Annotated in this window: 11 protein-coding genes and 1 rRNA gene; 9 read left to right on the forward strand and 3 right to left on the reverse strand. The window is 43.2% G+C overall.

Translation table 11 applies throughout. From position 1 onward, the window contains the following. The first annotated feature begins 139 nt into the window (after positions 1-139). Together ntdP and H513_RS0119245 are read left to right on the forward strand one after the other, a co-directional pair. On the forward strand, positions 140-670 hold the full coding sequence (gene ntdP, locus H513_RS0119240; protein WP_026802191.1) for a nucleoside tri-diphosphate phosphatase: 531 nt from the start codon (positions 140-142) through the stop codon (positions 668-670). A 167-nt stretch (positions 671-837) separates the two neighbouring features. Next, the gene (locus H513_RS0119245) at positions 838-2,607 is read left to right on the forward strand and encodes an ABC transporter ATP-binding protein (protein WP_026802192.1); all 1,770 of its coding nucleotides are present in this window, start codon (positions 838-840) and stop codon (positions 2,605-2,607) included. 1,053 nt (positions 2,608-3,660) lie between these two features. On the opposite strand, the gene H513_RS0119255 is transcribed toward H513_RS0119245, so the two are convergent. After that, positions 3,661-4,722 carry an FUSC family protein gene (locus tag H513_RS0119255; protein ID WP_026802194.1) on the reverse strand — a complete coding sequence of 354 codons (1,062 nt, stop codon included), beginning with the start codon at positions 4,720-4,722 and terminating at the stop codon, positions 3,661-3,663. Positions 4,723-5,084: 362 nt separating this feature from the next. Next, entirely contained in the window at positions 5,085-6,386 is a 1,302-nt protein-coding gene (locus tag H513_RS0119260; RefSeq protein ID WP_026802195.1) for a glutamate-1-semialdehyde 2,1-aminomutase, read from the reverse strand. Between the two features lie 141 nt (positions 6,387-6,527). Here H513_RS0119260 and H513_RS0119265 point away from each other — a divergent pair, with 141 nt between their 5' ends. The 5 genes from H513_RS0119265 (at position 6,528) to perR (ending at position 9,710) form a co-directional block, all read left to right on the forward strand. Continuing rightward, complete coding sequence (locus H513_RS0119265) at positions 6,528-6,935, forward strand: potassium channel family protein (protein ID WP_026802196.1); 408 nt, start codon at positions 6,528-6,530, stop codon at positions 6,933-6,935. A 61-nt stretch (positions 6,936-6,996) separates the two neighbouring features. Continuing rightward, positions 6,997-7,467 (forward strand): thioredoxin-dependent thiol peroxidase, encoded by a 471-nt coding sequence (gene bcp / locus H513_RS0119270; RefSeq protein ID WP_026802197.1) that lies wholly within the window; start codon positions 6,997-6,999, stop codon positions 7,465-7,467. Between the two features lie 185 nt (positions 7,468-7,652). Beyond that, a complete protein-coding gene (locus H513_RS0119275) occupies positions 7,653-8,603 on the forward strand; it encodes a D-2-hydroxyacid dehydrogenase (RefSeq protein ID WP_026802198.1) in 951 nt (316 codons plus the stop codon). Between the two features lies 1 nt (position 8,604). Further along, positions 8,605-9,159 (forward strand): cob(I)yrinic acid a,c-diamide adenosyltransferase, encoded by a 555-nt coding sequence (locus H513_RS0119280; RefSeq protein WP_026802199.1) that lies wholly within the window; start codon positions 8,605-8,607, stop codon positions 9,157-9,159. Between the two features lie 113 nt (positions 9,160-9,272). Then, on the forward strand, positions 9,273-9,710 hold the full coding sequence (perR, locus tag H513_RS0119285) for a peroxide-responsive transcriptional repressor PerR (RefSeq protein ID WP_036770759.1): 438 nt from the start codon (positions 9,273-9,275) through the stop codon (positions 9,708-9,710). 102 nt (positions 9,711-9,812) lie between these two features. On the opposite strand, the gene H513_RS0119290 is transcribed toward perR, so the two are convergent. Next, entirely contained in the window at positions 9,813-10,181 is a 369-nt protein-coding gene (locus H513_RS0119290) for a YgzB family protein (protein WP_081658358.1), read from the reverse strand. A 125-nt stretch (positions 10,182-10,306) separates the two neighbouring features. On the opposite strand from H513_RS0119290, the gene H513_RS0119295 reads away from it, so the two are divergent. Further along, entirely contained in the window at positions 10,307-11,173 is an 867-nt protein-coding gene (locus H513_RS0119295) for a nucleotidyltransferase-like protein (RefSeq protein ID WP_026802202.1), read from the forward strand. Between the two features lie 521 nt (positions 11,174-11,694). Then, positions 11,695-11,944: ribosomal RNA gene (locus H513_RS0119300) — 16S ribosomal RNA — on the forward strand; the annotation flags it as partial.

The raw sequence follows: 11,944 nt of genomic DNA on the forward strand, positions 1-11,944 counted from the left end.
GGGCGCCTCACTACGTTGCTTGTCTTATGCCTACCGTGCCTGGACAGCCCCCTACGCTTTTGTTTGGCATTTCGTCTTTTTTCTCGTTATAATGGGGAGAAGATATGAGTATGGTGTTTTCTTTAGAAAGGGAGATTCGATGTCTGTCCCACGACCAGGTCAGGAGATTCAAATTCATAGTTATAAGCACAATGGTCAGCTCCATCGGATATGGGATCAAACAATGATATTAAAGGGTACGCAGAATGTGGTCATTGGGGCAAATGATAAGACAAAAGTCGTTGAGAGTGATGGGCGAACGTGGATTACGCGGGAGCCGGCGATTTGTTATTTCCACTCCAAATATTGGTTCAATATCATCGGTATGATAAGAACAGATGGCGTATACTATTACTGTAATGTGAGTTCGCCTTATGTCTACGATGATGAAGCACTCAAATATATTGATTATGACCTTGATGTGAAGGTTTATCCAGATATGACCTACGTCATTTTGGACGAGGATGAATATGACCAGCATCGTCAAGAGATGAATTATCCTCACGTGCTGGATCAGATTCTCAAGAACAACCTGAACCATCTCATTCGATGGATCCGGCAAAGAAAAGGCCCATTTTCTGGTGATTTTATCGACCAGTGGTATGAACGTTACTTAACGTACCTATCTTAGGGAGCCTGTTGATTCAACAGGCTTTTTCTATTGTTTTACAGGAATTCTCACATAACGATCTTCTGAAACAGGGGTAGGTTTTACTCTTCTCCCTATGTACTTAGAGACACGCTTTATAAAGGAATTCAAACTTCATAAGTAGAGGCAGATTGAGAGGTGAAGCAGCTATGAACAGTATGAAGCGGTATATCAAATTCGTCTCTCCATACAAGTGGAAGATTGTACTGACGATTCTAATTGGGATCTTTAAATTTGGAATTCCATTGCTACTACCCTTAATTCTTAAATATGTCATTGATAACGTTGTGAATGCAGAGATTCCACAATCTCAACAAATTAATGAATTGGCATGGATTATGGGAGGGGCGTTGTTTGTATTTGTTGTATTACGACCGCCGATTGAATATTACCGTCAATATTTAGCTCAATGGACAGCAAACAAGATCTTATACGATATCCGTAATAAACTATTCGATCACGTTCAACGGTTATCGCTTCGGTATTACTCGAAGACGAAAACGGGCGAGATCATTTCGCGTATTATTAACGACGTGGAGCAAACGAAGAACTTTATATTAACCGGGCTTATGAACATTTGGCTTGATAGTATTACAATTATAATCGCGCTATCCATTATGTTTACGCTGAACGTGAAGTTGACGCTTGTGTCCATTGCATTGTTCCCTGTATATGGATTTGCGGTCTGGTTCTTCTTCGGAAGACTCCGTCAATATACGCGAGACCGCTCCCAGGCGCTTGCAGAAGTGCAAGGACATTTGCATGAGCGTGTGGCTGGTATGCCGGTTGTACGAAGCTTTGCATTAGAGGAGTATGAGCAAGATAAGTTCGATAAGAAGAATGCGAACTTCCTCAATAAAGCCGTTCAGCATACGAGTTGGAACGCAAAGACGTTTATGGTGACAACGACCATTACTGATTTGGCTCCATTGATTTTAATTGGGGTGTCAGGATTGCTCGTTATTCAAGGGGATATTTCCATCGGGACGATGACGGCCTTTTATGCTTACATGGAAAGAGTCTACTCCCCGCTTCGAAGATTAGTGAACTCGTCCACCACACTTATTCAGTCCATTGCTTCTATGGACCGGGTATTTGAATTTATGGATGAGGATTATGACATTGTCGATAAGAAGCACGCGAAACATATTGAAAACGTACATGGGGATGTAAAGTTCCAGAATGTGTCGTTCCAATACGATGAAGAAGATGCAGAAGTTCTGCACAACGTATCACTCGATGTGGTTAAAGGGGAGACCATTGCATTAGTTGGGATGAGTGGTGGAGGGAAATCAACCCTAATCAGCTTAATCCCTAGGTTCTATGATGTCACGAAAGGATCAATTAAGATTGATGGAATGGACATCCGTGATATGGAAGCAAGAAGCCTGCGCGACAAAGTAGGAATGGTGCTCCAGGACAACATTCTCTTTAGTGATTCAGTAGAAACAAATATTAAGATGGGAAATCCAGAGGCGACGCGTGAACAAGTCATTGAAGCAGCTAAGGCAGCCAACGCTCATGACTTTATCATGGAGTTGTCAGATGGTTATGATACGCTCGTTGGAGAGCGAGGCATTAAGTTGTCAGGTGGACAGAAGCAGCGTGTCGCCATTGCACGCGTATTCTTGAAAAATCCACCGCTGCTCATTTTGGATGAGGCCACATCTGCACTTGATTTAGAGAGTGAGCATTTAATTCAAGAAGCGCTTGAGAAACTGGCTCACGATCGAACGACCTTTATCGTGGCTCACCGATTATCAACCATTACACATGCGGACCGCATTGTGCTTATGCAAAATGGTGAGATTAAAGAAGTGGGAAGTCACAATGAGTTGATGGCAATCAAGGGTCAGTATTATGATTTGTTCCAGGTTCAAGAGTTGGCTACGGATGACAAGCAGATGATTGAGCGGTAAGAAATATAGCTTTTAGACAAACGCCTAGGGTTTAAAACTCTAGGCGTTTTTGTATATAAGTTGGGAAGACCTCCGTATTCCTGCTGGCTGTATATAGATGAAGAAGGGGCGGGGAACCACTCGCTTTCCGGTGGGGAGCTGGTGAGCTTCCTCGGGCAAAAGGCATGCCCTGCGGGATCTCACCTAGGCTCTTGCTCCCACTGGAGTCTCGCAGTCCCCTGCCCCTTCTTGCGATATTGAGTGGACCAGAGTTGGAGTAGTTTTGTCTTCACTCCATCTAGGGATTGATATGACATCCGTAAACTTGTTGACTTTATATAGAAGAAGAAGAAGGGTCAGGGGACTACTCGCTTTCCGGTGGGGAGCTGGTGAGCTTCCTCGGGCGAAGGGCGTGCCCTGCGGGATCTCACCTAAGCTCTTGCTCCCACTGGAGTCTCGCAGTCCCCCGCCCCTTCTTGCGATATTGGGTGGACCAGAAAAGGTTAGTTTTGCCTTCACTCCATCTAGGGATTGATATGACATCCGTAAACTTGTTGACTTTATATAGAAGAAGAAGGATCGGGAAACCACTCGCTTTCCGGTGGGGAGCTGGTGAGCTTCCTCGGGTGAAGGGCGTGCCCTGCGGGATCTCACCTAGGCTCTTGCTCCTACTGGAGTCTCGCAGTCCCCCGCCCCTTCTTGCGATATTGAGTGGACCGGAAAGGGTTAGTTTTGCCTTCACTCCATCTAGGGGTTGATATGACATCCGTAAACTTGTTGACTTTATATAGAAGAAAGGTCGGGGAACCACTCTCTTTCCGGTGGGGAGCTGGTGAGCTTCCTCGGGCGAAGGACGTGCCCTGCGGGATCTCACCTAGGCTCTTGCTCCCACTGGAGTCTCGCAGTCCCCCGCCCCTTCTTGCGATATTGGGTGGACCAGAAGTGGATTGGTATTGTCTTCTTTCAAATTGTAGAGATGAAGAAGGGTTCTCTTCACAAACTAAAAAGACCCAATCGAAGTGGATTGGGTCTTTTATTAATGAAGAATAATCTTCGCTACTCTAGGACGAAGGATTATTTCGTCTTGATTCTTTCATCAGGGTGATGGTTCTGGTAGACGAATGTGATGCGTTTAAATTTCTGTAGCTGTCGATGGTAGTCCATTAGCTTTGTGGCTAATGGGAGCAGCATGAGTTTATCTTCGTTCTTAGGTTGGTCTTCGTATAGGTCAATTAACGAATCTACAAGCTTCGGTATGTCTGGTTCAGAGATGATTTGTTGTTCATCTTTTTGTCCGACGCGGATTCTGCCCATAATGGTGAGCATCATCTTCTCATGACTATGGATGACTTCATCTAACTCTTCAACGAGTACTTTCCTGAATTCCGGTGGGATCCTGTCCATTTCTTTCTCTAGACGGGAGAATGATTTAAGAACATCAAATGAATCTTTCAATGTAAGCGTCATTCGTCTAAATACAATGAGCTTTCTGGCTTTTTGGTAACGTGCTTTCTTGAAGTAGTTTCGTTCTTCCTTATAGAGTGAATACGTGTGATCAATGGTGACAATCTCTTGTTGGAGTCGATCGATTTCTTCATTCAAGGAAGGACGGTCGTTCATATGTCTTGTTGTCACTCGGAGCCATTGAAGTACTTCCTCAGTTGTCTTCTCAAGCTTCTGGAACAATTTCGTCTCGTACTTTGGAGGCAAGAAGAACAAGTTGACGATAAAGGAAGCGAATACACCAAGCATCAATGCTGTGAAACGAATCCCTGTAAACTGCAAGAATGGCATGTCTGTTGTTTCCATGATGGCGATTACGGCTACGAGTGCAAGCAGAATTGTATTTTCATTTAAGTTAAAGCGGATGCAGACCCCGATTACAATGACCATTGTGAATCCGATGATAAATGGGTCATTCCCGAGTGTAAGTACGACGATGAACGCGCTTAACGCTCCAATTATATTGGCCTGTACTTGTTCGACGATGGACTGGTAAGAACGATAAATGGAAGGCTGAATCGAGAAGAGTGCTGCGACGCCTGCGAACACAGAACTTGCGCCAATAAGAGACGCTACGTATAGAGCGAGCGCAACTGCTAACCCTGTCTTTAGCATCCTTGCTCCTACTTTCATAACAAAACCCTCTCTACATATTCAAATGAAATGATTATATCGTATTCTATTGGAACATACCATATGTTTTTACTATAACCTGTTTCACTGCGCGCGGAAACATGCAACAGCTTCATTCTATGCCTGTTCACCCAATTCGTATTCTATAGTTTTGCACAAAAAAAGAAACCGTTGCTTATTCGCAACGGTCCAATGAGTCTCTCGCGTCAGAGAAGGGAGTTCCCTGAACATGAGAACTGTAAAAGGGGTAAGAAATGAAAGCGTACATATTCATGTACTAATCCTAAACTATGGTTAGTATAGCATAGGCAATGACCTATGACAATAATTTTTCAGAAAATTTTATATATTTAGTGAATAGACTATGCTTGTTCTTTAGCGAGGGCTGCGAATGACTGTTCAACAGCTTCAAGCGTTTCTTTAATGTCTTCTTCTGTATGAGAAATGGTTAGGAACCAAGCCTCGAATTTAGAAGGTGCGAGATTGATGCCTTGTTCAAGCATAAGGTGGAAGAACTTCGCAAACATCTCTCCGTCGGATTGGTCAGCTTGCTCGTAGTTTGTAACGGTTTCTGTTGTGAAGTAAACCGTTAGGGCTCCTTTAAGGCGATTGATGCTAACAGGGAGTTGATAAGTCTCTGCGTGCTTTTGAATCCCTTCTTCAAGCATGCGACCTAATTGGTCTAGCCTGTCGTACGTTCCTTCTTCCTTTAACACTTCAAGACAAGCGATTCCTGCTGAGATGGAAGCAGGGTTTCCTGCCATCGTGCCAGCTTGATAGGCAGGTCCTAGTGGAGCGACTTGTTCCATGATATCTACACGCCCGCCATATGCACCGATAGGAAGGCCGCCTCCGATAATCTTCCCAAGTGCTGTCATATCTGGTTCAACCGAAACGAGGTCTTGTGCACTTCCATAATGGAATCGGAATGCTGTGATCACTTCATCAAAGATAAGCAATCCGCCGTGTTCATGGGTGATGTTCTTCACTTCTTGTAGGAAACCTGGTAATGGTTCAACAATTCCAAAGTTCCCGACGATTGGTTCAACCATTACACCTGCTACTTCATCGCCGAATTTGTCCATGGCTTCTTTGAACGCTTCGATATCATTAAAAGGTACAGTGATCATTTCCTGTGCCACTGTCTCTGGAATTCCAGCAGAGTCTGGAGTGCCAAGTGTTGCCGGACCTGAACCTGCTTCTACGAGAACAGCATCAGAATGACCGTGGTAGCAGCCAGTAAATTTAATCATCTTCGTGCGGTTTGTGTAGGCGCGTGCGACGCGGATGGTCGTCATAACTGCCTCAGTACCAGAGTTGACGAAGCGCAGTTTCTCGATAGATGGAATGGCTTCTTTAATCATCTTGGCAAATTGATTCTCCATCTTCGTAGGGGTGCCATATAGGACGCCGTTCTGAGCTGCTCTTGTAATCGCGTCTGTAATGTGAGGGTGAGCGTGCCCGGTGATGATTGGTCCGTAGGCAGCTAAATAATCGATGTATTTATTCCCGTCTACATCCCAAAAGTATGCGCCTTTGGCCGTGTCCATAAAGACTGGTGTGCCTCCTCCAACACCTTTATAAGCACGGGATGGGGAGTTCACTCCGCCTAGAATGTGTGTATTCGCTTCTTTATATAACTCTATAGATGTATCAATGTTCATGTATCGGTCCTCCTTAATCAATTCCTCGTACATCTTAACATATTCGTAACAGCGTGTAGCATGGAGAAACCTCGCTCGTTCATCTGTGTGGGGAGTTCTTTTGTGAATGTCTCCTTCGTACACTGTAGGAGGGGGGATGGTATGGGCATTACATTCATGGTTGTGATTGCTCTCTTGTTGTTGGCAAGTCTCTATCAATGGTTGAAGCCAAGTAAATGTGAGTTTCGAGCCTTCTCATTCACCCACTTCTATACGCTTTTGACTGTCTATTTAAACTGTATGATTGGCTTTGGGCTTATGTATTACATACTTGGCTCGGAGGGAATCGTTTTATTGGAAGGGAATTTGTTGCATGAGGCACCTGCAATCGAAAGACTTGGACATGCCATTTACTTTAGCGGTGTCACGTTAATGACAGTAGGGTATGGGGATATAACACCAATTGGTCTTGGACGTTACCTCGCTATGGGGGAGGCGATGGTCGGTTACATTCTACCCGCATCGTTCTTCGTGCACTATATTCAGACAAGCAGAACGGACGACTCGTGAGTTGTCTCTTTCTCCTCTGTTGGTTATGCTAAATAGAGAAGAATAATTGGAGGGATTGCTCATGAGTATGATTGGAGAAGCAGCACCAAACTTTGAATTGAAAGCCTCTAACGGCGAAACCGTTAAACTATCTGACTATAAAGGGAAGCATATCGTTCTTTATTTCTATCCGAAAGACATGACGCCAGGGTGTACTACGGAAGCGTGTGACTTCAGAGACCATCATGAGAGCTTTAAGGAATTAGATGCGGTCATTCTTGGAGTAAGCCCGGATCCTGTGGAGCGTCACAAGAAATTTATTGATAAGCATGAGCTGCCGTTTGTCTTATTAGCTGATGAAGACCATGCAGTGGCAGAAGCCTATGATGTATGGAAACTGAAGAAGAACTTTGGTAAAGAGTATATGGGGATTGAACGTTCAACTTTCATCATTGATAAGGAAGGAACAGTAGCGAAAGAATACCGCAAAGTTAAGGTGAAAGACCATGTGGAAGAAGCATTAACGTACATTAGAGAGAACCTATCCAAATAGAGACAAGCCTGAATTGGTTCTGGTTGGGTAGCAAACTATACAGAAGGTGTAGGGCATGCGTATAGTACAGTATCGCATCACAAGATGCTGATAGACGAAACGTATCTCTCCCCTTTGTGTAGTCGGACTTGGCACGAATGATGTCATTCGTGCTCTTTTTATATTGTAAAGATGGGGTGTGGAATATGTTAGCTGTAACAACGTGTAAAGTACAGAGTAGGATACAAGCTGAATTAGTAGAGAAATACCCAATGGTCACGTTTCAATTCTGTGAGTCGATGGAAGAGGCTGAAGCTTATTTATCCCGTGCAGATCTATTCATTACATATGGAGAAGACGTTACGCCTGAACATATTAAAGCGGCCCCTCTTCTAAAGTGGATTATGGTGCTATCGGCTGGAATGGATAAGATGCCGTTTAAAGAGATTGAAGCAAGAAAGATCATGGTGACAAATGCCAGAGGAATTCATGCTATTCCAATGGCAGAGTACGCGATTGGAATGCTCCTCCAAACGTATCGAGAATCGAAGACGATTATAGAATATGAGAAAGCCCACAAATGGGGGAAATCGTTGAGGATGAACGAACTAACTGGTCGCACGATGCTGATTGTCGGAGCTGGGGCAATCGGGCAGGAACTGGGAAGATTAGCGAAAGCTTTCCGTATTAAGACCATTGGCATCTCTCGTTCAGGAACGAAGAAGGAGTATATGGATGTGAATGGCCGAGTAGATGATTTGGATGAGTATTTATCTGAAGCAGATATTGTAGTGTCCATACTGCCAAGTACGAAAGAAACGCGGTATTTATTTACGGAATCTTCTTTTAAGAAGATGAAAGACGATGCAATCTTCTTGAACATGGGTAGAGGTGACGTAGTTCAGGATACTGTATTAATGGATGCATTGCATCAAAGGCAAATTGCCTATGCCATCCTTGATGTATTCGAGCAAGAACCTCTTCCGGCAGCCCATCCATTCTGGAGTATGGAAAGAGTAACGGTTACCCCACACCATTCAGGGGTTTCCCCTCAATATCAGCCAAGAGCCTTTGAAATCTTTAAGCACAACCTAGATGTCTTCTTAAATGAAGAAGGAGATTACCAGAATGTCTACGATTGGAATAGGGGGTATTAAGATGAAGATTTATACGAAATCCGGAGACAAAGGGGAGACTTCGCTTATTTATGGCGATCGTGTTCCTAAGAATGACGTGCGGGTAGATGCCTATGGAACTTGTGATGAAGCCAATAGCATGATTGGCTTGTCTTTAAGTTATTTGCAGAAAGAGGATTTCCTTGCAAAGGAAGATACGCTTGAAACGTTACATCGCATTCAGACCATATTATTCCATGTCGGTGCAGAGCTTGCTACTCCTAAAGGCAAGAAAGTAAAATGGCAAGTGACATCCGAGCATATCGACGAACTAGAAGCAAAGATTGATGAGTGGGATGAATCCTTGCCACAGCTGCAGCAATTTATCTTGCCCTCAGGTCATGAAGCATCGAGTACCTTGCATGTTGCACGTACCGTGGTTAGAAGAGCGGAACGACTAAGTGTTGCAATCGGTGACTTGGAGAATGAGTTAGTGATTTCCTATTTAAATCGCTTGTCCGACTTCCTATTTGTTGCAGCACGCTATGTGAATGCTCAACTAGGTGGAGAAGAGTTGCCTCTTAAAACAGATGTATAGCTTGAAGTCAAGGTATTTGTGTTGACAAATTTAAAGTAGACAGGTTAAACTAATTATAAGGATTATAAAGTAATAATATTGTTTATTAAGAACATCTATTGAAAGCGAGGTGCATGACGGTGTCTGAACATAAATTGCAAGAAGCATTAGACACACTAAAGGGATCTAACGTCCGTATTACCCCACAACGTCATGCGGTGCTTGAATATCTCATTAATGCAATGATCCATCCGACAGCTGATGATATTTACAAAGCGCTTGAAGGAAAGTTTCCAAACATGAGTGTCGCCACAGTCTATAACAATCTTCGTGTCTTCAAGGAGATTGGACTTGTTCGCGAGTTGACGTATGGAGATTCCTCTAGTCGCTTCGACTTCAACACAACAGAACACTATCACGTGATCTGTGACCACTGTGGAAAGATAGTCGATTTCCATTACCCTTCTTTAGATGAAGTGGAGTCATTAGCTGAACAAGTAACTGGATTTGAAGTACGCAATCACCGTATGGAAGTGTACGGAACTTGTTCCGACTGTAAAACTTCTCATTAATAGGTTTACTACGTGTAAATTGTATGATTGAATATAGAAGCCTCTTTCTTAACGGAAGAAAGAGGCTTCTTTTTGTGTCATAAGACTAGTCTTATGCCGTGGCTACTGTGACGGCTCACGGTACTTTTTCGAATTGTAACGTTCATCAAATTCTTTACCTTCTAAATTCTTATCAAGCGTTAGCGGCTCTTTGCAATGCATGCATGCATCAACTCGGCCGAGTAACTTTGTAGGTTTCTCGCAGTTTGGACAGATGACTTGGACGGTCTTTGTTGACAACATCCCTATCCAGAAATAAACCACTGTACTAAGACCTACGGACAACATCCCTAGAATCATAAATAACCCCATAAGCCAAGCTGTCTCTCGGAAAAACAAACCAATATACATGACCCCGAACCCGACAAATACTAAGCTAAGCGCAAATGTGCGGACCTTATTGATTTTGTTTGAATACTTAACACTCACCATTGTCCCTCCTATATGTCTTTCACATCGAGTATAGCACATTCACGAATGATTGGATGACAATGGAAAAAGGATTTTGCATGAATATGTCGAAAATGAAGAATATCAATGTAATGGGGGAAAGACTAATGGAAGATTTGTTGCGCCCGATTTATCAAGAACGGGCTAGTCAACCAGATACGTTAGGCGTTTTGATTATTGAAACAGACAAAGAGATTGACCCTACGACTGACAATTTTGATGTCATTCTGCTTATTATCGTTCGGAATGGAGAGCAACCTTGGTTTGTGAAGCATTACGAGTTTAACGGGAAGAATGCTGCGCTTCACGTAGTAGATGAGAAGCAATTGAATTATTGGATTGATACGAGCTCGTATCGTAGAGCGGTAGAATGGGTAGTCGAAGGTAGAGTCGTGTTCGACCGAAATGATTACGTAGCAAATCTTAAGGAAGAACTTCGTGTCTTTCCAGCAGATAAACGCGACTTGAAGAAAGCAATCGAATTTGCGAAACTCATCCGCACTCATCGCGAATGCCGTGACTTATACGACTCTGGGCACTATTTGGATGCCTATACAAATATGATGCACTCTTTGCAGTACTTAGCGCGTCTCGCTGTAATCGAGAAAGGCTTCCATCCTGAAGTGGTCGTCTGGAATCAAGTAAAGCGAATTGACCCTGAAGTATATAAATTGTTCCAAGAACTTACCCAAAGCGATGAGACCTTGGACAAACGGGTACAGCTCATGCTACTTGCTACTGAGATGGCTATTAATAAACGTACTCATACGTGTGCGAAACATTTAGTTGATATTATGAAGGATAAAGCAGGGCCATGGTCGTATGGAGAATTAATGGTACATCCAGAAGTTCAACCCTTCGCACTTGATTTAGGAGCATTCCTTGATTATTTAGTTGATAAGGAAGTCATTGCAGTTGCTCAAGTTGAAACGAAGGGGAAAGGGATCTTCCATCGTCAATATCAGGTTAAATAGATTGGTGAAGGACTCTTTCTTCTATTGTGTGGAAAGAGTCCTTCTATGTTCTTTCTATATATAGAAGTTCCTATTCCTGTAGGGGTGTAGCCCGATGTCACAGCTCTGGATTAATCGTCTGTTGAACCTTTTCACTATGAAAATCAAAAAAAGTTAACAAAAGTGTTGACCTGTAAGCTGCCCCCGTGTTAAATTATTAATTGTCGCTGAAACGGCAACACAATTAGTTGCTAGCGAGCTTACATTTCATCGAGTTAAAAAAGTTATAAAAACTTATTGACGAAAACGATAAGAAATGTTAAATTAATTAAGTCGCTGTTTTCGAAAGAGGAAACAAACGGCAACGAAAGAAATTAAAAGAATTTAAAAAAGTTGTTGACATCGAAATCGCGAAATGATAAGATGTAAAAGTCGCTTCAAAACGAAGCTGACAAACAACACATTGAACTTTGAAAACTGAACAAACGCCATGTACGTCAATTCAATTTTAATTGATTTTTTAACAAGCTAGTTCAAACACTTTTATGGAGAGTTTGATCCTGGCTCAGGACGAACGCTGGCGGCGTGCCTAATACATGCAAGTCGAGCGCAGGAAGCAACATGATCCCTTCGGGGTGATTGTTGTGGAATGAGCGGCGGACGGGTGAGTAACACGTGGGTAACCTACCCACAAGATCGGGATAACTCCGGGAAACCGGGGCTAATACCGAATAATCCTTTGAACCGCATGGTTCAGAGGTAAAAGACGGTTTCGGCTGTCACTTGTGGATG

Origin of the sequence: Pontibacillus halophilus JSM 076056 = DSM 19796 (genome assembly GCF_000425205.1) — a bacterium.
In the GTDB taxonomy this organism is placed as follows: domain Bacteria; phylum Bacillota; class Bacilli; order Bacillales; family BH030062; genus Pontibacillus_A; species Pontibacillus_A halophilus.

Bases quoted from the DNA above. Each gene is read 5' to 3' on its own strand.
- H513_RS0119245 (WP_026802192.1), top strand. From the start codon at position 838: ATGAACAGTATGAAGCGGTATATCAAATTCGTCTCTCCATACAAGTGG.
- H513_RS0119255 (WP_026802194.1), bottom strand. From the start codon at position 4,722: ATGAAAGTAGGAGCAAGGATGCTAAAGACAGGGTTAGCAGTTGCGCTC.
- H513_RS0119290 (WP_081658358.1), bottom strand. From the start codon at position 10,181: ATGGTGAGTGTTAAGTATTCAAACAAAATCAATAAGGTCCGCACATTT.
- perR (WP_036770759.1), top strand. From the start codon at position 9,273: ATGACGGTGTCTGAACATAAATTGCAAGAAGCATTAGACACACTAAAG.
- H513_RS0119280 (WP_026802199.1), top strand. From the start codon at position 8,605: ATGAAGATTTATACGAAATCCGGAGACAAAGGGGAGACTTCGCTTATT.
- H513_RS0119265 (WP_026802196.1), top strand. From the start codon at position 6,528: ATGGGCATTACATTCATGGTTGTGATTGCTCTCTTGTTGTTGGCAAGT.
- H513_RS0119295 (WP_026802202.1), top strand. From the start codon at position 10,307: ATGGAAGATTTGTTGCGCCCGATTTATCAAGAACGGGCTAGTCAACCA.
- ntdP (WP_026802191.1), top strand. From the start codon at position 140: ATGTCTGTCCCACGACCAGGTCAGGAGATTCAAATTCATAGTTATAAG.
- H513_RS0119260 (WP_026802195.1), bottom strand. From the start codon at position 6,386: ATGAACATTGATACATCTATAGAGTTATATAAAGAAGCGAATACACAC.
- bcp (WP_026802197.1), top strand. From the start codon at position 6,997: ATGAGTATGATTGGAGAAGCAGCACCAAACTTTGAATTGAAAGCCTCT.
- H513_RS0119275 (WP_026802198.1), top strand. From the start codon at position 7,653: ATGTTAGCTGTAACAACGTGTAAAGTACAGAGTAGGATACAAGCTGAA.